The sequence below is a fragment of the Streptomyces sp. NBC_01275 genome, assembly GCF_026340655.1.
GTDB lineage: Bacteria > Actinomycetota > Actinomycetes > Streptomycetales > Streptomycetaceae > Streptomyces.
This window is the reverse complement of sequence record NZ_JAPEOZ010000001.1, coordinates 66872-85616: the sequence shown is the minus strand read 5'-3', so window position 1 is coordinate 85616 and position 18745 is coordinate 66872. Positions and strand designations below refer to the sequence as shown.

The window sequence follows — 18745 nt, the reverse complement described above, 5'->3', positions numbered from 1 at the left end:
CCGCCCAGCCCGACCCCGACCCGCCCGGTGAACGGGGAATCACCCCATCGGCGTAGCGGGAAAACGATTCGCTGGGTGAACGGCGCGAGATTCGATCATCGGCGGGACAGGGACGCGACGACTCTGGGAGGGATTTCCGCAGATCGACAAGGAGTTGTGCTGTGCGTGTTCGTCGTTCGCTGACCTGTGCCCTCGGTGGTGTCCTGCTCGCGCTCACCTCGGTGAGCACGGTGACCGCCACCGCGACCCCCTCGGCCGCCGACCCGTGCGGCTTCTACGAGACGAGTTCCGACGCCTACTACAACCACTGCACCTCCGACGGCTCCCGGGTGGTCATCAAGGTGGAAGTCGCCCTGGCGCCCGACTACGAGCGGTGCGTCGGACCCGGGACGACCTGGCTGGGCTCCGCGAGCAAGATCCAGGGGGCTTACTACGTAGGCCGCACCTGCTGAGAGGACACCTGGTTCGAGCCCGGCGAAGGCGGCTCGGCCGGGCCGCGCGGGGTCGTCTCGGCTTTTGTGTAGAGGACCTCGCGGGCCTGCTCCGCGGCGCGGATGATGCTCTCGCCGACGAAGTCGACGAAGCGGGCGATGTTCTCCAGGCGGGCAGCGGCCGGTGTGTCGGGCCCGAGGACGCTGACGCCCTGCCGCGCGGTCTCGACGAGTTGGGCGTGGGACCGGGCGCTGGCGATCATCCCCTGGTACCAGACGTCGTCGTCGACGACGTAGCGCTCGCGGCGGCGTTCGTCCCGTTCCCGGCGGATGAGGCCCTGGCTCTCGAGGAACGTGATGGCTTTGGAGACGGACGCCGGGCTGACCTGGAGGCGCTGGACGAGCTCGGACGCGGTGAGGCTGCCAGCGTCGGTGGTGTAGAGGGACACCAGCACCCGGGACGTCATCTTGGGCAGGCCCGTCTGCATGAAGACGGCGGTGAACGTCTCCTCGTACTCGCGCACCGCCTCGGCGTCGCGTCCGTGGGCCTGCGGGGGAGCCTCCGGCCCACGGGGCGCGGCCTCTCTGCGCCGGTGGGTGCGGCGTTCGGTGGCGCGATGGGCCAGGTCGGCACGGTAGGCGGTGGGGCCGCCGTTCCGCATCACCTCACGCGTGATCGTCGAGGTGGGGCGGTCGAGACGTCTGGCGATCTCCGCGTAGGCGAGCTCGTCGGCCAGCCCCAGCGCGATCTGTTGGCGTTCCTGCTGGGTGAGCCTGCCTCCCGGCATCGCGATCTCCTTCCGTGCTTCCTCGGTGCCCTCGAGTATAGCGTTCACTCTTCATTCATTGCAACGAACGAGATGACTGTTGTTGCGTTAGAGTCAAAGCCATTGCAACGGTTTCTTGGCTTTGACCTGCAATGATGATGATTCTTCGCAACGGATATGTTGCCAGATCTATGAATGCAACGTAGCGTTTCCGGTGTCAGAAACAACGGTTCGAAGGAGCGCACGATGCAGAAGTTCGACACCCCCACCCCCGTCTCCGCCGTACTCGACATCCCCGCGGGACGCATCCGGTTCATCGCCGCCGACCGGGCCGACACCACGGTCGAGATCCTGCCCGCGGACGCCTCGAAGAGCCGCGACGTGAAGGCGGCGGAGCAGACCACCGTCGCGTACGACGACGGCGTCCTGCGGATCGAGGCCGCACCGGCGAAGAACCGGATCCTCGGCGCTTCCGGATCCGTCGAGGTGACCGTCCAGCTGCCTGCCGGCTCCCGCGTCGAGGCGAAGGCGGCCGACGCCGACTTCCGGGGCGTCGGACGGCTCGGCGAGGTCGCCTTCGAGGGCGCGCAGGGCTCGGTCAAGCTCGACGAGGCCGCGAGCGCCCGCCTCGCCCTCCTCGCCGGCGACGTCTCGGTCGGCCGCCTGGGCGGACCCGGGGAGATCAGCACCCAAAAGGGCGACCTCCGCATCGCCGAGGCCGTGCGCGGCACGGTCGTGCTGCGCACCGAGTCCGGCGAGGTGTCGGTGGGCGCCGCCCGCGGAGTCTCCGCCTCCCTCGACGCCGGCACCGGCTACGGCCGGATCCACAACGCGCTCAAGAACGCCGACGGCGCCGCCGACCTGAACATCCACGCGACCACCGCCTACGGCGACATCACCGCCCGCAGCCTCTGAGGGAACCCGGAGCGATGGGAGAGCGGGGGCGTAATCCGGTGCTCGAAATGTTGTATGTCCCCTACAGTGAAGCCCCTATGGCGCTCTTACATGCTCATGACTATGGGGGCGATGGCCCGCAACTGGTTCTCCTGCACGGTTACGCACGGTCGCTCGCCGACTGGGAATCCTCGGCCGCCCTGCTCGCCGCCGGGCATCGCGTCCTCGCCGTCGATCTTCCCGGGCACGGCGGCTCTCCCGGCATCTCTCCCTGGACCATCCCCGCCGTGGTGCGGAATATCGCGGACACGCTCGACGCGCATGGCGTGCCGGAGGCCGTTGTGGTGGGCCATTCCCTCGGCGGGCTGGTCGCGGTCGAGTACGCCCGGGCGAACCCGGACCGTGCCCGGGCCCGTGCCGCCGTGAATCTCGACGGCTTCTGGTGGGGACCCGAGTACGCCGGCGCCGACCGGCTGAGTGAGTGGCTGCTGGCGTCGGCCGGGACCATCGCGCCGCCCGAGTACATCGAGAAGCAGGTCGTCAACTCCGCCCGGCTCGGGATTCCCGCCGACCGTGCGGAGGCCGCTGCCCGCGCGGCCGCCCGCCGGTTGCCCGACGGCCGGTGGCAGACGCTGCCGGAACGGGCGGAGGCGCTGGGGATCCTCGACGAACTCCACAGGCTCGGTGCGCTCGGTGTCACCGCATGGCTGGACCGGGTCGTCTGCCCGCTGCTGGTGGTGCAGGCCGGCCGACGGGTACCGCCTGCGCCCGGCATGGAGTGGTTCGCCGAGTTCAGCACCCGGTTCGCACAAGAGGTCTCCGACGAACTGGCCGCGCTCTCCCGCACCCGGCCGACGCTCAGCGTCGACAGGATCGACGCCACCCACCCCATGCACGTGGAGACTCCGGAAGCGGTGGCGACGCTGGTCGCCGAGTTCGTTCGAGGACTGCCCGACTGAGGACGCCGAACGGGCCGTTCACCGGAAGGACTTGCACGGTTGCCCGCCCGCCCCGGGCGGGCAACCGTGCGTTTCCAGGGCGAAGACCACGCCTGCCAGGTCCTCCGGTGAGGTCAGTTGTGAAGGAAGTCGCTCAGGTGACGACCCCCTCTAGGGTTGATCCGGATCGTGGGCTATCTTGTGTCCGCGCTGTGGTTGACGACTCAACAGGGTGAACTGCCTTACCTCTGCGGAGCGTTCGCCCAAGGCCGGTGCCATCGGCCATGCGCGCCTGCCTCACCACCCCCCATCTCTGAACCCCCCATATCTGAGCGGAGTTCGTGTGACCGGACATCGCCTCGTGCCTCGGACGAGCGCTGCGACGACCCATGCGTCTTTCCGGATGCGGGACGGCGACGTCCGTATGTGACGCGCTTGCGCCCCCTTCCGTGTTCCGTGGGCGTGCTCGAAAGCGTTTCCCCTGCCGATGAGGCGATGTCGGTGCTCACCGTCATGTCCTCATGCCGCACGGCCGGGCCGCAGCCGCACCCCCCCTGCACCTCCTGCACCCTCCCGCACCTCTCTCCCCTGCTTTCTCTGCTTCCCCTGCTTCCCCTGCTTCTCCAGCACTTTGCCCCCGCCCTGCTCCGCACCCGCAATGGAAGTGCTTACCGCCAGTGGCCATCTCTCTTCACAGCGACCGCCCACCGGCCGGCCGCCATGCAGCCGTTCCCCCGGGCACGCTCTTCCGGCGGATCTACGCGCCGCGTGCCTTCGACGCGCTCGCCTTCTCCATGACGACCTACGCGATGCCGCTGCTCGTGCTGGCCACCACGGGGTCGGCACGGCTGACGGGCCTGGCCTTCGCGTTGGAATGGATCCCCCGGGTGGCGGCCTTCGGGGTGGCCGGCGACCTCGTCGACCGGCGCGGGGCCGCCATCGTGTTCTTCCTCGCCTCCCTGGGGCGAGGGGTACTCGTCGGAGCCGCCGGCGTGGCACTCGTCCTGCTCGGTCCTGGCACGGGGGAGACGGTCACCGTCCTGGTGGTGGCCGCCGCCACGGGAACGCTGACGCAGTTCAGCTTCGTCGCGAACGAGGCCCTGGGCGGGATCGTCAGCCGACGGCAGGACACGAAGGCGCACCGGGTCCAGTCCGTGCTGATCGCCATCGACCAGACCGCCACCCTGGTCGGGCCCGCTCTGGGCGGTCTGCTGCTCCTCATCGGCCCGAGCCGCATGCTCGCCGCCCTGAGCGTGCTGTCCCTGCTGGCGGCCGTCCTGGCGCTGCAGACTCCGCCCACTCCGCTGCGTTCGACGCGGTGCGGCGGGAAGCGCGCGGAGACCGGAATGGCGACGGGGTGGCGCACCCTGCTGTCGCTGCCCGCGCTGGGCCGGCTCGTCGCGGGACTGGCCGTCTCGAACCTGGCCCTCGCCCTGCTGCAGTCCACCAGCCCGATCGTCGTCGTCGAGCGCTTCGGCCTGTCCACCGCGGCCGTCGGCACCCTCTGGTCGGTCGCCGCCGCCTCCACGCTCCTCACGGTGGCCGCCTGTCGCTTCGCGCTCGACCGGCTGGGCCTGTGGGGAGTGGGAGTCGTCTGCTCCTGCGTCGCGTCCGCGGCCTGTCTCGCCCTGACCCAGGCGCCGAGCTACTTCTCCTATGTCGTCCTCATGGCGCTGTTCATGGCCGGTGACGGGGGACTGACCATCGTGCTGCGCACGGTCCGCTCCCATGTGATTCCGCCGGCGGTCTTCGGGGCCACCATGTCCCTGACGATCCTGATCCTGCTGCTGCCCTTCCCCGTGGCCGGGATCGTGGTGGCGCTCACTCCGCCGTCCTACCTGGCGCATGCGGTCGCGGTGTGCGGCGTGCTCCAGGCGCTCGCCCTCGGCCTGGCCTTCCTGAGCCTGCGCAACGACCCGGCCCTCGGCGTCTCCGGCAAGCCCAAGGCGATCGAGGCATGAGGCGCCGGAGACCCGCGGGGGCTCTCCCGCCGGGCCTCTCCCGCCGTCCGGACAGCGCGTGAATGAGCAGAGGCCGTAGGGGCCGTACGGGTCGCGCAGGCGTCAAGAGCGCGTCCAGCTCCGGGGCTCGGGCGCGAAGAACGCGCAAGGAGGGGTCGAAAGCGGTGCGCGCGGGACCCAACCTGGGCCTACCCGCGTACCGCCTCCCCGCGTGCGCGGGCCCTTGCGTGAAGGAGCACGGATTCCATGTCTGTCCAGACCGTCGAACCCGGGGGTGCGACCCCGGCCGACGAGGAGCCGCCGGACACCGGCGAACGCCATCGGCTGACCGCGGTCACCGGGCTCGCCGCGCTGTCCCTGGAAGCCATGGCGTCGGTGTGACCGTGCTCATCCCCGAGGTCGAGCCGGAACGGCTCTGGCAGCGGCTGCTGCACAACCAGCGGGGCGCGCTGGTCGCCCACGCCGTCCGCCGGGACACCGACGCGGTCGTCTGCCGACTGCGGTTCCGGGTCTCCTGACGACACCCGAGGCTGAAATCATCATATGAATTAATTTCACGGCACATGTTTGAGTAATTCCCTATCTGGCGGGACATCGCCGGAGACTGGCATCCTGTCGAAGGCACATCGGCTTTTCGCAGGCCCGGGCCACCGCGAGAATGGGCGTCGGTCGCGACGGGCTCGTCTATCTGTCCAGCGGCGGCCCCAGTGGGCAGGCGATCCGACTGACCCCGGAAGGCGCGGACATGCGCTCGGGCACCGTCGGCTATCCGGTCGTCTCGATCGCCGCCAACGCCTGCGGAGTCGTCGCCACCGCAGAAGCGCATTTCTCCCGCCGGGTCGCCCTGTGGGACAAGGAGTTCGCACCCCTGGCTCAGGTCGGCGACTTCCTGGCCGACGACGACACCACCTGGTACGCGCCCTCCGATGTGACCGCCGGCGCGTCCGGCGACTTCTACGCCGTCGACCAGTTCCGTTCCAGGGTGGTGCGCATCAGCCCCTCCGGGGCGCGGCTGGCCGTCCACTCGCTCGCCCTGACCGATCTGGCGGTCAAGGGCAATCTGGTGAGCCTGCGGGTCTGCGAGCCCCTGCGACTCCTCGTCACCGCCTGGACCAAGGGCGGCATCCGCGTCTGCTCCTTCGACGGCGCGGTCCGCTGGAGCCTGGGAGGAACGGTCCCGACCGGACCGTACGCGAGCTCCTTCGACGTCACCGACAGCGGACGACTGTACGTCCACGTCGCCGGCGCCGACTCGGTCGCCGTCTACGACCTCGGCGGACAGCGCCCGATCGGTCTCCTGGGCTTCGCCCCGGGAGGCGCCGCCGCCGAGATCACCGACCTGCGCGTCCTGGGCGACCGGATCCTGGTGCGCCGCAAGGATCCGCGGACGCTGTTCGAGGTCTACCGGCAGTTCGACAAGACCACCCTGGCCTTCGAGCGTGCCGTGTCCGCCGACATCGAGCTTCTGACCGTCGAGGCCCCTTCGGAGGTCTGGACGGCGGGAGCGCCTGTGCCGCTGACCATCGCCCACGAGGCGGGCCGTCGGCCGAGCGCCCCTCGGCTGCGGACCTGGTGGCGGCCGCTGACCTGTTCGCCGACAACCCCGTGCCGACCGTGGACGGACGGATCACCGCGGACCTGCGCACCGCCCCCGCCCGGCTCTACGCCATCGGCCCCGCCGCCGACCTGCCGCTCCCGCAGCCTTCCCAGCCGCCGCTGGAGAGCCTGTTCGGCCCGCGCGTACGCGACCTCGCCGTCTCCGAGCGGGGCGACACGGCCGTCCTCAACGTCCTCGGCTGGGACCACAACCTCTACGGCGTCGACCTGGCCACCGGCGCGACCGGCTGGCGCACCAGGCTCGGCCATTTCTTCGCCTTCGCCCCCGCCTGGCGGCCCGACGGATTCACCGCACAGGGCTACGACGTCTCCACTGCCGAGGGCCACCACCTCTACCTCCTGGACCAGCACGGCCGGCCCGAGCGCCGCTTCGCCGCCTACGGGCTGCCCAAGCGCGCCACCGACTGGGCCTCGGCGGACTGGAGCAAGGACACCGCGATCGACTCCTTCGCCGTGGCCCGCGACCGCACCTGAGCGGCCGCCTGCGGAGACCTCGGCCTGGTCGTGTGGAACAGGGACGGCACCGTGCGCTGGTCCCGGGACCGCTGGACCGACGGCCGCAGGGAGCCCGCACGCCTGCTGAGCCCCGACGCCCAGACCCTCGTGGAGTTCGGCGGGCGGCGCGTGACGGCGTACTTCGCCGACCGGGGCGCGGTGCGCTGGGAGATCACCGTCGCCGACAGCGGGAGCCTGCTCGGCGGGGTCGCCGCCGACGACCACGACACGGTGGTCCTCTGGTCGGACACCCTCGCCGGCCGGGTCTTCGTGATCCGTGGCGGGCGGCTGGTCAACACCCTCGCCACCCGCGCCGAGGAACTCGCCGTCTCCGCCGACGGCCGGCTGATCGTCGTCACCCAGGGGCGACAGCTGCGCGCCTTCGACGCGGCCGGCGGTCTGCTGTGGACGTACACCGGCGACGACGCCCTGCGCCGCCCGTGCGTCGACTCCGCCGGCTTCGCCCCGCGTATCGCCGTCGGCAGCGAACTGGGCGCCCTCACCGTCCTGTCGTCCACGGGCGAGATCCTCCTCGAACGGGACATGGGCGCACTCCCGGCCCCGAAGTTGCTGCTCGGCGGGGACCTGCTGGTGGCCACCTGGATGGGCCGGATCACCCGCCTGGACCGGGCGTACGCCCCCCGTATCCGCTGCTGTACGACGGCGACGGGACCGCACCGGACGGTCCCTGGCTGGAGTGGCCCCAGATCGGCGCGATCGACAGCGGCTGGCAGAACGGGCTGTACGTCCACCTCGACGCCTTCCGCAGCTGGCTGTCGGTGGACGGCGTGACGTTCGCCGAGGACCCGGCGCATCCGGAGTCCTGGCTGCGGGACGTACGGCTCCAGTCCTGGGACCCCACGGCCCGGACCTGGCGCGACGGTCCGCTGCTGCTGTCGGACGAGGCCGTGCACACCCACCGGTTCCCCGCGGTCGAGGCGCGCCGGTTCCGGTTCGCCACCACGGGCGGCGACGGCTGGCCGTCGGGGAACATCCGGCTCGGCGAACTGGTCCTCCACGGCCGGAACCTGGGCAACTCGCACCCGGACGTGCGGGCGGACAACGGGCTCGCGGTGCTCTTCGACGAGGACGAGGACGCCCTGCGCTCGATGTTCCGCGGCTCCAAGCCCTTCGGGTACCGGCGCGGCGGGGCCTACTCGGGCGCGGTGTGCGTGGAGATGGCCTTCGCCGGCGACTCCTTCCCCGAGTACCTCCCACCCTTCGGACACGCCGTGCCGGACTGGGACTTCAAGGTGGTGGAGAACCCGGCCGCGCCGGGGGAGTACCGGTGGCTGCAGTTCGCCTGGAAGGCCCTCGAAGGCTGCACGGGCATGTCCCTGCAGATCGGCCACCCCTGGAACGGATCGGCGATCGCGGTGTCCGCCGGCGAGGTCTCCTGGCCGCCGGAATCGACGGCCGCCGAGCACCGGGAGAGCACGCTGCCGGGCCAGTGGTCACTCGTCCGGCTCGACCTGTGGACCCTCACCCACGGCAACCCGCCGCCGCTGCGAGGCCTGGGCCTGCGCACGGTCGGCGGCGGCGCGCTGTTCGACCAGCTCGTGCTGGGCCGCACGGAGACGGACCTGCCGCCGCCCCGGCCGACGGGGTGACGGGGTGACGGGGGTCTTACGACCTCCGCACACCTCATCGTCGTACGACGTCCAGTGGCCACGGAGGCGGGCGGTCAGGCTCCGGGGCCGTCCCCGGACGGGGCGTCGAGGCGGACGACCGAGATCGTGTACTGGTCGACGGCTCCGAGCCACTGGGTCACCAGGGAGCCGACCTTCTCCCATTCCTCGCCCTGCCAGCCGCTCCAGTCCCCGTTCTTCGTCTGGCGGGCCTGGTGGTCGAGGGTGTCGGAGCCGGGTTCGGCGAACGTGCGCAGGTGGGCGCGGAGTCGGGTGTCGTGCACGCCTGCGATCGCCGCGTCCGCGTCCGCCTCGGTGCCCGTCTCCCAGACGTACGGCTTGGTGTAGGGGACGAGGCTGTCCGGGCCCCGGCCGATGCCCGTCGCGACCCTCAGGGCGTCGAGGAGCGTGCCGTCGGAGGCTATCCGCGCCTGCCAGACGGACCAGCTCTCCTCCGGCAGCTGCGAGGCGCTGGGACCGAGGTCGTGCCGCTCCAGCAGCCGGGCGAGCGCGTCGCCCCGGACGATGTGAGGCACGAAGGAGGGGAGACTCGCCGCGGCCAGGTCCTCGGCGAAGGCGGGGGGAAGCTCCGTCGCGTCGACCTCGAACAGCGACCGGCTCGCGTCGAACCGCAACGCCGGGAAGCCCACCGCGTCGAGCAGCATGAGGTCGTCCAGGGTGACCGTCTCCCGGCCGGTGAGCGCGGCGGGGGCCAGCCATGCGGGATCCCGGTTCAACTCGGTCTCCTCCAGCCAGTTGCCTCCGTAGTAGACCCCGTAGCCCGCGGCGGAGTCGTAGTCCGCCAGGGGACGGCCCAGGAGGACGCCGAAGGCCTGGGTCAGGGACGACGTCCAGTCGTCGGCCTCGCGCAGGTCCGGCCGGACGTGCGGGAACACGGCGCGCACCCGGTCGGCGGTCGGCTTGTCGAGGGCGGTGTACCGCAGGTCGAGCGCCTCGAGTGCGCGGAGCCGGAAGAGGGACTCGGGCAGGGTGGTCAGCTCGTTGAAGGACAGGTCGAGCCGCCGCAGCCCGGGCATGCGGGCGAACGCGTCCTCGGGCAGCTCGGTGAAGGCGGTGCGCAGAATCTCGCCGCCCGCGGTGCGCTCGCCCCAGCGGTCGATCTCCAGGTGTTCCAGCGTGGTGATGTCCCAGACGCCGGAGAGCAGTTCGCGATCGGGCTCGGGCTGGAAGGACCAGGGCGTGTTGCCGTTCAGACGCAGGACCCGCAGCCGGGGCAGCCGGGCCAGGTCGGGCAGCCGGGGCAGCAGGCCGGAGAGCGAGCCGCGCAGGTCCAGTTCCTCCAGGGTGGTCAGGGCGAGCAGGTCGTCGGGGAGCGTCTCCAGGAACACATGCGAGAGGTCGAGGCGGCGCAGGGCCGACAGCCGGGGCACCGCCCGCGGAAACGGGACCAGGGAGTCGTACTCGCCCGGTTGCAGGTTCGACAGGTCCAGCTCGCGCAGGGTGCTCAGCCGGGCGACGGCGTCGGGGACCGGGCAGCTCAGCCGGGCGGCCCGCAGCACCTCCAGCCGGGGAAGGTCGCCGATCTGCTCGGGCAGCGCCTCGAGTTCATTGCGGGAGACGTCCAGGACGCGCAGCTCGCGCAGTCGGCCGATGCTCTCCGGCAGGGCGGTGAGCGACAGCCCGGAGACGTTCAGCTCTTCCAGGGCGGTCAGTTCGCCGATGCGCTCGTCCAGGCTGCCGATGGCCTTGTTGTCGGCGAGGGAGAGGACCCGCAGGTTGACGAAGGCGTAGAGCTGCTCGGGGAGTCGGCGCAGCTTGCGGTCGGACAGGTCGAGCTCGGTGATCTCCTCGGCGCGCGGCAGCAGCGCGTCGAGTTCGTCCAGCGCGAGCAGATGGCTGGGCCGGATGCCGGGGCGCAGAACCGGCTGTCCCGCACGGAGGGCGGCGCTGATGCCGCGTGCGTCCGCGGTGCCGTCCTTGTCGAGGAGTTCGGGCAGGACGAGTTCGTCGAGTTCGTCGTCGGTGAAGTCGACCGGGCAGTTGACGCTGTGGGAGCCGGTGATGAGCAGCGCGTCCGGCTGCTCGGCGAAGTGCATGATGAAGTACAGGGTGCTGATGACGCTCTGGGCGTGGGTGCGGCCGCCGACGGTCAGGCATCCGCCGTCGTCGCCGTAGCTGCCCTGGACGGTGCCGGACGCCGTCAGATTCCCCCGGACGACCACGTCCGGACAGCCGGACAGCAGCACATGGCGGGCCCGCAGATCGCCGGTGACGAGCAGGAAGTTGCCGCTCGCCGAGTCCCACCACTCCAGATCGCCGCCGACGGTCAGGTCACCGTCCACGATCGTGTTGTACGGCACCCAGTCGCCGTCGGGCGCCGCCTCCAGACCGCCCGTGACGCCCAGACCGCCCTCATAGAGCCGTATCTCCTGCTCGTCGGCGAAGTCCTGGTACGGATGACTGACGTCGACGGAGACGCCGAACCGCTCCTCCGCCTCGGCGACGGTGATGACGCGGTAGCCCGCCGGCGAGATCTCTGCACTCATGATCCGGATGCTAACGGCCGCCACTGACAGCCGCCCCGGCCCACGGTCCGGGGGTGGCCGTAGGCTGCGCCGCACAGTCGAGAGGAGCCCCCACGTGCAGCACGTCAGAGCCGTCCCCTTGCACGAGGCCGACGAACGCTTCGCACTCCGGTCGCTGTTCCACCTCGGCAAGCAGGACGACGACGCGGAAGTCGTCGTGTTCACCGGCGACACCGCCCTGGAGAACCTGCCGCTCGACTTCTCCCACCTCGACTCCTGGTCCGGGCTGACGAAGACGCACCCGGACATGTTCGTGGGCGTCGTCGTCGACGGCGACCTCGCCGTCACCGACTGGGTCACCAACTGGGAGTGGGACTTCGGCCCGTTCCTCCTGGTGCGGGGCGACCTGCGGGCGAAGAACCTCGCCACCGCGGGCAGCGAGGTCCTGGTCCAGGGCGATCTGCACGTGACCCAGACCGTCGCCGGCGTCTACAACCACGGCCACACCGTCATCAGGGGCGACACCCGCGCCGAGGTCGTGCTCACCCAGGAGCATCTGACCGAGTTCCACGGCCGCCTGCACGCCGAACTCGGCATCGCGGGAAACTTCCTCAGGATCGTGGACCCGGCGACGACACAGGTCAACGGCTGGGCAGGGTACGTCTGCGACCTGGAGGGACGGATCCTGTCGGGCGTCGGAGCCCGCTCGACCCGGGCCCTGCGCGCCCTGGACCCCGACTTCTGGGACCTCGACAGCCGGAAGATCCTCAGGGCGATGGAGGCCGGCCGCTCCCTGCTGCGCCCGCCCGGCCCACCGCGGACCGGCCCCGGCGCGCCCGAGGACCCCGCCGAGGCGATACGCGACGTGCTGCGCCTGGCCCGGTGCCAGGAACACGACCCCTGGGACGACGGGTTCGTCGTCCACGCGGGCGAGGCCGACGGACCCGTCGAGGTGTACTTCTGCGAGGCCGACGAGGCAGACGAGGGTGATGAGGGTGATGAGGGTGGTGGAGGCGACGGGGGCGGCGAGCCGAACGCGCCCGGCGCGCTACAAGTACTCGACCCCGCCGCGGAGTTGGCCCGATACGCCGAGGCCCTGGCGGCCGCCGGCTACCGGGTGACGGTCGATCCCCACGACGAGGACGTGTTGCAGATCCGCCCCTGAAGGGTGTGCCGGCGGCCGAGGAGTGCCCTCGGCTGAGGGGCGTCGTCATACGACGCGTCGGAGGGCCTCCGGGGTGAGGTCGGAGAGAGCGGGATAGCCGTCGACGGCCATGATCAGGTCGGCTTCGGCGAGGAGCGAGCGCAGGACGTGGACGATGCCGTCGGTTCCGCCGAGGGCGAGGCCGTAGGCGTAGGGGCGGCCGACGCCGACGGCGGTGGCGCCCAGGGCGAGGGCCTTGACGACGTCGGCGCCGGTGCGGACGCCGGAGTCGAACAGGACCGGCAGACCGTCGGCGGCCTCGACGACGTCGGGCAGGGCGTCGAGGGCGGGAAGCCCGCCGTTGGCCTGCCTGCCGCCGTGGTTGGAGCAGTAGACGCCGTCCACGCCCGCGTCCTTGGCCCGGCGCACGTCCTCGGGATGGCAGAGGCCCTTGACGATCAGGGGCAGGTCGGTGAGGGAGCGCAGCCAGGGCAGGTCGTCCCAGGTGAGGGGGTTGCCGAAGAGCTGGGTCCACAGGAGGACCGCGGCCTGCGGGTCCTCCTCCGGTGTGCGGGGGAGGAGGGCGCGGAAGACGGGGTCGGCGGTGTAGTTGGCCAGGCAGTGGCCGCGCAGCTGGGGGAAGTTGGCGGTGGCCAGGTCGCGGGGACGCCAGCCGGTGACCCAGGTGTCCAGGGTGACCACGACGCCCCGGTAACCGGCTTGTCCGGCGCGGTGGACGAGGCTCGCGGCGAGCTCCCGGTCGGTGGGGGTGTAGAGCTGGAAGAGGCCCGGGGTGTCCCCGAACTCGGCGGCGACCTGCTCCAGCGGGTCGACGGAGAGCGTGGAGGCGACCATCGGCACACCGGTGCGCGCGGCGGCCCGCGCGGTCGCCAGGTCGCCGTGCCCGTCCTGGGCGCACAGCCCGATGACGCCGACCGGCGCCATGAACACCGGCGAGGACAGCCGCATCCCGAACAGGTCGACGGACAGGTCGCGCTCGGCCGCGCCGACGAACATCCGGGGCACGAGCCCCCAGCGGTCGAACGCGGCCACGTTCGCCCGCTGGGTCCGCTCGTCGCCCGCCCCGCCCGCGACATACGACCACACCGAGACAGGCAGCGCCGACTGCGCCCGCTCCTCCAGCTCCGCGAAGCCCATCGGGTACCGCGGCACGACGCCGCCCAGCCCGTTGAGGTAGATCTCGTTCTGGTAGGCGCCGAACGGCTGTCCCATGACCTGTCCCATGCGCTGTTCCCTTCCACTCAGGTAGTGACCCGAGTGTGCCTCGTGGACCTCGGCGCGGTCAGCGGTAGCAGGTCGTGACGCCCGGTCGCCAGGGGCAGGCGAGGGCGGCGAAGCCGCCGTCGGCGACGACGTCGACGGTGAGTGCGTCGCCGCCGCGCAGGATCCGCCGGTCCTGGACCAGGCCGTCGGCGCCGTCCCGGACGGTCTCCACCAGCCAGCGTCCGGGAGCGAGGGACAGCGGAACCCGTGCGGTACGCGCCGCGCCGGCGTACACCCCGCCCAGGAACCAGCGGTCGCCGCTGCGGCGGGCGAGCACCGCCTCCTGCCCGGGCTGTCCGGCGAGCAGCCGGGTGTCGTCCCAGGCCGCGGGGACCTGGTCGAGGAAGGCGCGGGCGAGCGGCCGGACGTCGTACGACTCGGGGGTGCCCGCGAACATCTGCAGGCCCGACTCGTAGGCGACGGTGAGGCCGACCTCCGCAGCGTCGGAGTCGGGACGCTGGCCCACCCTCTGGAAGCCGCCGGGGGTGAAGTCCATGGAGCCGATGACATTGCGGGTGAAGGGCAGGGTGGTGAGGTGGGCGGCGGTGTTGGTCCGTTTCTCCTCGCCGCCGACGCCCTCCAGGGTCATCACCTGCGGCCAGGTCCGCTGGACGCCCTTGGGGATCGTGGAGCCGTGGAAGTCGACCATGAGGTGGTGGGCGGCGGTCTCCGGGAGGACGGCGTCGTACCACTGGAGCATGGACTGCGCCTCGGAGTTCATGAAGTCGATCTTGACGCCCTTGACGCCCCACCGCTCCAGGGTGGGCAGCCACCGCTCGCGTTCCTCGGGCGTGTCGAGGTCGCGCTGGTGGATCCAGACGATGATCCCGACGCCCTTGGCGCGCGCGTACGCGACGAGTTCGGGCAGCCAGCTGTTCGTCCGCCAGTCCGGGTCGGTGGTGTCCCACGCGTCGGTCTTGAAGTACCAGCCCGCGTCGACGGCCTCATAGGGCCAGTGTCGCTCGGCGGCGTAGTCGACGTACGCCTTCTGTGCCGCCAGGCTCTGCCCGGCCGCGCGTCCGCCCGCGAGCCAGGTCCACAGCACGGTGCCGGGGCGGATCCAGGAGGGGTCGGCGACCTGGGAGGCGGGGGCGAGGTCGTCGGTGAAGGTGGAGCGGGTGACGGTGGCGAGGTCGCCGGTCACCAGGGCCCGCCAGGGGGTGGCCAGGGGGCCGACGGCGCGGACCCGGTCGTCGGCGAGCTGGATCCGGTAGGCGCCGGCGCCCTGGGTGTGGGCGAGTCGGGCGCCGGAGTAGGAGCCGGTGAGGTCGGACTCGGCGAGCAGGGCGTAGCCGCCGGGGGTGGCGAAGAGCGCCTGGTCGGAGTAGGCGTTGGTGGGGGCGCTCGCGGCGGTGTACCGGGCGAACTGGCCCTCGTTGTCCACCCGGTAGGTGCTGAGCCACGCGGTGGCGTCCGGCGGCAGGTTGAAGGCGGAGGTCTCGCCGAGCACGTCGCCGTGGTCGGCGGGCAGGACGTAGCGGTAGGCGACGCCGTCGGCGGAGGCGCGGACGACGAGGTCGAGCCGGGCGCCGGCGGCGGTGGCGAACGACAGCCGGGTCTCGTTCATCCGGGCCCGGCGCTCCAGCCGCTTGCCGGACCTGGTCCGGTAACGCTCCTCGACCCGGCGGTCCTTGCGGTGCAGGAAGCGCAACCCCTGGGAGAGGTCGGCCTGTTCGGTGACGATGCCGACGGGCGACGGCTCGAGGACCGTACGGCCGCCGCGGGACACCGACAGGCTCAGCGTGCCGGTGGCGTCGTCCAGGGATATCCGTGCGCGGGGTGCGTGTGCGGCCGCGGAGACGGCCCAGGCCTGCTGGTGCTGCTCGGCCCGTGCGGGCGCGGTCGTGCAGAGCGCGGCCACCAGCCCGGCGCAGAGCGCGGCGACCGCGGTCCTGATCGGAACTGCCATGAGAACCATGAGAACCCTCCCTGTCGTGGGATCCGGACGGACGGTCGTCTACGGCAGTCCCCAGGCCGCCCCCGGCTCGCTGACGGCGACGGGCGCGATGACGAGGTCGGGCCGGGCGCCTGAGTGGACGAGCACCTCGCGGCCGCGGGGCAGGTCGATGACGAGGGCGCCGTCGCCCAGATCGTGGGTGCGGGCCGGGGTGCCGTCGTCCAGCAGCACGGTGAGGGCGCCGGTGAGGCCGTGCCGGAGCTTCAGCGGCTCGCCGGCCAGGCTTCTGATCCGGATGAACCGGGTCGCCCCCGCCTCGCGGACGGCGCTGACCAGGAAGGCGCCCTGGGTGCGGAAGTCGTGCAGGGTGACGTCCGCCCAGTCGGACGGGACGGCCGGGAAGACCCGGATCACGCCGCCCCAGCTCTGGCAGAACATGTCGTGCAGCGACTGCGAGGCGGACAACGGCGTCTCGATGACCGGACCGGCCTCGGTGTAGTGGGTGTTGGCCCGGCAGGGATAGCGGGTGGTGGGGTCGAAGAACTTCCGCAGGTAGGCGATCGCGGTGTCGCCGTCGCCGGTCATCGCGTGGATCGAGGCGGCCCCGGTGTAGCTGTAGCCCCGGTGGGCGCCGGTCAGCGCGTGCCAGCGGACCACCGACTTCTCGATCAGCTCGCGGCTGCCCGGCTGGTCCCAGTTGACCAGGTACAGCGGGTACACCATCAGCAGGTGCGAGTAGTGCCGGTGGGACTGCGCGTACGGGGTGTCGGCCCCGATCATGAAACCGTTGTCGTCGACCGGGTACGGCGTGAGCCGGGCCAGCACTTCCTGCCAGCGCGGGATCGACTCGTCGTCGACGCCGAGGAGTTCGGCGGACTCCAGGAGCGTCTGGCAGCCCCAGCGGATGAGCGCCAGGTCGTAGTTGGTGTCCTGCGGCGGCACGACGGGGTACTCGGGCGAGAGGGTGCTCGGCAGGTGGAGTCTGCCGTCGCTGCCCGGGGTGAGGAAGTGCAGGTAGTAGTTGATCGCCCGGCGCAGCACCGGGAAGACCGTGTCGCGCAACAGCGCCTCGTCCATGGAGTGCCGGTAGGACAGCCACACGTTGTGCAGCGCCCAGGTGAGGTCGCCGGTCTCGGCGCCGGTGCCCGGCCGGCCCACCTCCCGGTCGGCGAACATGTCGGAGCTGCGGCCGACGCCGGAGCTGTCCGCGCGGTAGGCGGCTGGCACGTTGGCGATGAGCTGTTCCTGGTTCTGTCGCAGGGTGGTGGCGAGCGCGTCGAGTTCCAGGTGGTTGGAGCCGTGGATGAGCCAGTACTCCAGCTGGACGTTGAGGTTCCACCACACCGCGGGCCACGGAGTGGGCTCCAGCCAGGGGCCGGAGGTGGTCATGACGGGACCGCCCGCACGGCTGGCGGAGGCGACCTTGTAGAGCTGGATCCAGTGGAAGCTCTGCAGCCGCTGGTCGGGGAACGAGACGAAGCTCTTCGGGTAGAACGCGTGCCACCAGCGGGTGTGTCGTCGTCGGAGGGCGTCGTACGACGTCGCGCGCCGGAGGTTGCGCAGCGAGTCGGTCTCGGCGGCGGTGTCGGAGGGCGCGCTGTGCCCGACGCTGAGCAGCAGGGTGTCGCCGGCGCGACGGTACGCGGTGGCGGTCTGGCCGCCGCCGCTGAGGGGCTGGAGCACCTGCTCGGTGCCGTCGGCGGCGGTCCGCGCGGTCCACGGCGGGTTGGCGGTGTAGCCGGCGGGCGGGGCCTCGCTGATCCGGCGGGGGCTGACGGCGTCCTCGGGGTGGAACGTCCAGGCGACCCGTTCGCCGCCGCCGGCCCGGACGCGGACGGCCAGGACCTCGTCGTGGACGAGGGCGGCGAGGGCGAGGGTGCCGGCGGTGGTGGTGACCGTGCCGGTGAGTTCGGCGTTCCACAGGCTCAGCCGCCAGTCCACGGCGGTGATGGCGCCGACCGGTTCGAGCGTGAGGTGTCCGACCGGCAGCCGGCAGGTGCCCCAGCCGCTGCCGAACTCCGGCCGGTGGTCCTGGACGCGGCCGTGCTGGACGGTGAAGCGGATCCGGTCGGCGCCCGGCTCCCGGTAGACCATGCTGCCGAGCAGTCCGTCGCCGAGGAAGGGACCCTCGTGCCAGAGGGCGGGCAGCCTGGTCCACAGGAGGTCCTGGTCGCGCAGGAACCCGGCCCAGGCGTGGTCGGCGGTCATGGTGTCGCGCAGTCGCCATGGGCGTCGGCCGCTTTCCGTCGACGGTAAGGACGGTTCGGCGTGGGCCGTCCCCGGCAGGGCGGCCGTTGCCGCTCCGCCCAGAGCGGTGCCGAGTACGGCTCTGCGGGGCAGGGGTGAGTGCTTCCCCGAGTGCGAGGTCATCGTCGTCCTCCAGACCTGATGGGTCATCAATACATCGGGTGTATCGGGGACCGTAGGTACCGTCCGTGGGCATGTCAAGGGTTCAAGTCCTTGACTCGTCCGATGTATTGGGGTTGCCTGCTGTCATGTTCCTGACTCCCTCCCCATTGGAAAGGAACCCCCGATGAACCGGAGAACCGTCTTACGCGCAGGAGCCGGACTGCTGGCGGGCGGCGCCGTGGCGGCGGCGCCGGCGGCGGCCGCCGACCCGACCGACGGCTGGACGCAGACGTCGTTCACCTACAGCTGGCAGAAGCCCTGGAACCTCGACCTCGGCGACCGGCACAGCTACAGCGGCGGCGTCCACCGCATGTGGGTGTACGCCACCGACGAGCCGTTCGAGGAGGGCAGCTCCACCGACCCGCGCACCGAGATGCGCTGGAAGGTCGACTACACGACGGGCGACCGCATGTGGGACGCGGACGTCTACCTCCCCGCCGGCACCGACGGCGCGTCCTTCGTCCAGATCCTGCGTACCGTCCACCCCTCGGGCACCCCGGCCACCGACATCATGCTCAACGTCTACGACACGGGCGGCGGCACCGTACGGCGCTACGACGGCACGGTGCTCAAGACCGGGGCGTACGACACCTGGTTCAACGTGAAGATCGCCCACCAGGCGAGCAGCGGGACCGGGACCGTCAAGGTCTACTTCGACGACTCCCTCGTCCTGACGGTCGACGACCGGGGCCCCGCCACCCGCTACTTCAAGAACGGCGTCTACAACCACGGCTCCGGTCGCGCCGAGGCCCGCTTCCGCAACATCGCCTACTGGACGCGGTGACCGGACCGCA

General features: G+C 71.5%; 15 protein-coding genes and 1 pseudogene. 11 read left to right on the top strand and 5 right to left on the bottom strand.

What is annotated here, in order from left to right; all coding sequences use genetic code 11:
• Positions 1-161 precede the first annotated feature (161 nt).
• Positions 162-452, top strand: a complete 291-nt coding sequence (locus OG562_RS00315; RefSeq protein ID WP_266391957.1) for a DUF6355 family natural product biosynthesis protein — start codon at positions 162-164, stop codon at positions 450-452.
• Here OG562_RS00315 and OG562_RS00310 read toward each other — a convergent pair.
• On the bottom strand, positions 431-1219 hold the full coding sequence (locus OG562_RS00310; RefSeq protein WP_266408917.1) for a GbsR/MarR family transcriptional regulator: 789 nt from the start codon (positions 1217-1219) through the stop codon (positions 431-433). The two genes, OG562_RS00315 and OG562_RS00310, sit on opposite strands and share 22 nt — an antisense overlap.
• 225 nt (positions 1220-1444) lie before the next feature.
• Between OG562_RS00310 and OG562_RS00305 the strand changes: the two genes are divergently transcribed.
• The 8 genes and pseudogenes from OG562_RS00305 (at position 1445) to OG562_RS00270 (ending at position 8713) form a co-directional block, all read left to right on the top strand.
• Positions 1445-2113, top strand: a complete 669-nt coding sequence (locus OG562_RS00305) for a DUF4097 family beta strand repeat-containing protein (protein ID WP_266391954.1) — start codon at positions 1445-1447, stop codon at positions 2111-2113.
• Positions 2114-2190: 77 nt separating this feature from the next.
• On the top strand, positions 2191-3051 hold the full coding sequence (locus OG562_RS00300) for an alpha/beta fold hydrolase (RefSeq protein ID WP_266391951.1): 861 nt from the start codon (positions 2191-2193) through the stop codon (positions 3049-3051).
• Positions 3052-3707: 656 nt separating this feature from the next.
• A complete protein-coding gene (locus OG562_RS00295; protein WP_266391948.1) occupies positions 3708-4991 on the top strand; it encodes an MFS transporter in 1284 nt (427 codons plus the stop codon).
• Positions 4992-5237: 246 nt separating this feature from the next.
• Positions 5238-5372, top strand: a complete 135-nt coding sequence (locus OG562_RS00290) for a hypothetical protein (RefSeq protein ID WP_266391945.1) — start codon at positions 5238-5240, stop codon at positions 5370-5372.
• Positions 5369-5509 (top strand): annotated as a pseudogene (locus tag OG562_RS00285) (hypothetical protein); the annotation flags it as partial. The gene OG562_RS00290 and the pseudogene OG562_RS00285, both read left to right, overlap by 4 nt.
• A 1054-nt stretch (positions 5510-6563) precedes the next feature.
• On the top strand, positions 6564-7082 hold the full coding sequence (locus OG562_RS00280; RefSeq protein ID WP_266391942.1) for a hypothetical protein: 519 nt from the start codon (positions 6564-6566) through the stop codon (positions 7080-7082).
• A 51-nt stretch (positions 7083-7133) separates the two neighbouring features.
• Positions 7134-7895, top strand: coding sequence for a PQQ-binding-like beta-propeller repeat protein (locus OG562_RS00275; protein WP_266391939.1), 762 nt, complete (start codon positions 7134-7136; stop codon positions 7893-7895).
• Positions 7892-8713 carry a hypothetical protein gene (locus OG562_RS00270; protein ID WP_266391936.1) on the top strand — a complete coding sequence of 274 codons (822 nt, stop codon included), beginning with the start codon at positions 7892-7894 and terminating at the stop codon, positions 8711-8713. Before OG562_RS00275 ends, OG562_RS00270 begins: the two co-directional genes overlap by 4 nt.
• A 74-nt stretch (positions 8714-8787) precedes the next feature.
• On the opposite strand, the gene OG562_RS00265 is transcribed toward OG562_RS00270, so the two are convergent.
• Positions 8788-11238 carry a hypothetical protein gene (locus OG562_RS00265; RefSeq protein ID WP_266391928.1) on the bottom strand — a complete coding sequence of 817 codons (2451 nt, stop codon included), beginning with the start codon at positions 11236-11238 and terminating at the stop codon, positions 8788-8790.
• A gap of 94 nt (positions 11239-11332) precedes the next feature.
• Between OG562_RS00265 and OG562_RS00260 the strand changes: the two genes are divergently transcribed.
• Positions 11333-12382: a hypothetical protein gene (locus OG562_RS00260; RefSeq protein ID WP_266391924.1), complete on the top strand. Its 1050-nt coding sequence runs from the start codon at positions 11333-11335 to the stop codon at positions 12380-12382.
• Positions 12383-12427: 45 nt separating this feature from the next.
• Here OG562_RS00260 and OG562_RS00255 read toward each other — a convergent pair whose 3' ends face one another.
• The 3 genes from OG562_RS00255 to OG562_RS00245 all read right to left on the bottom strand — a co-directional run bounded on the left by OG562_RS00255 (position 12428) and on the right by OG562_RS00245 (position 17912).
• On the bottom strand, positions 12428-13594 hold the full coding sequence (locus tag OG562_RS00255; protein WP_266408914.1) for an alpha-hydroxy-acid oxidizing protein: 1167 nt from the start codon (positions 13592-13594) through the stop codon (positions 12428-12430).
• Positions 13595-13664: 70 nt separating this feature from the next.
• Positions 13665-15554, bottom strand: coding sequence for a glycoside hydrolase family 97 protein (locus OG562_RS00250; RefSeq protein WP_266391921.1), 1890 nt, complete (start codon positions 15552-15554; stop codon positions 13665-13667).
• Positions 15555-15602: 48 nt separating this feature from the next.
• Positions 15603-17912, bottom strand: a complete 2310-nt coding sequence (locus OG562_RS00245; RefSeq protein WP_266391917.1) for a Tat pathway signal sequence domain protein — start codon at positions 17910-17912, stop codon at positions 15603-15605.
• 163 nt (positions 17913-18075) lie between these two features.
• Between OG562_RS00245 and OG562_RS00240 the strand changes: the two genes are divergently transcribed.
• The gene (locus tag OG562_RS00240) at positions 18076-18735 is read left to right on the top strand and encodes a polysaccharide lyase family 7 protein (protein ID WP_266391915.1); all 660 of its coding nucleotides are present in this window, start codon (positions 18076-18078) and stop codon (positions 18733-18735) included.
• The last annotated feature ends 10 nt before the right edge of the window (positions 18736-18745 follow it).

Excerpts from the sequence above, each read along its gene's own strand:
- OG562_RS00310 (WP_266408917.1), bottom strand. The coding sequence starts at position 1,219 with ATGCCGGGAGGCAGGCTCACCCAGCAGGAACGCCAACAGATCGCGCTG.
- OG562_RS00305 (WP_266391954.1), top strand. The coding sequence starts at position 1,445 with ATGCAGAAGTTCGACACCCCCACCCCCGTCTCCGCCGTACTCGACATC.
- OG562_RS00300 (WP_266391951.1), top strand. The coding sequence starts at position 2,191 with ATGGCGCTCTTACATGCTCATGACTATGGGGGCGATGGCCCGCAACTG.
- OG562_RS00290 (WP_266391945.1), top strand. The coding sequence starts at position 5,238 with ATGTCTGTCCAGACCGTCGAACCCGGGGGTGCGACCCCGGCCGACGAG.
- OG562_RS00265 (WP_266391928.1), bottom strand. The coding sequence starts at position 11,238 with ATGAGTGCAGAGATCTCGCCGGCGGGCTACCGCGTCATCACCGTCGCC.
- OG562_RS00255 (WP_266408914.1), bottom strand. The coding sequence starts at position 13,594 with ATGGGACAGCCGTTCGGCGCCTACCAGAACGAGATCTACCTCAACGGG.
- OG562_RS00250 (WP_266391921.1), bottom strand. The coding sequence starts at position 15,554 with ATGGCAGTTCCGATCAGGACCGCGGTCGCCGCGCTCTGCGCCGGGCTG.
- OG562_RS00245 (WP_266391917.1), bottom strand. The coding sequence starts at position 17,912 with ATGACCTCGCACTCGGGGAAGCACTCACCCCTGCCCCGCAGAGCCGTA.
- OG562_RS00240 (WP_266391915.1), top strand. The coding sequence starts at position 18,076 with ATGAACCGGAGAACCGTCTTACGCGCAGGAGCCGGACTGCTGGCGGGC.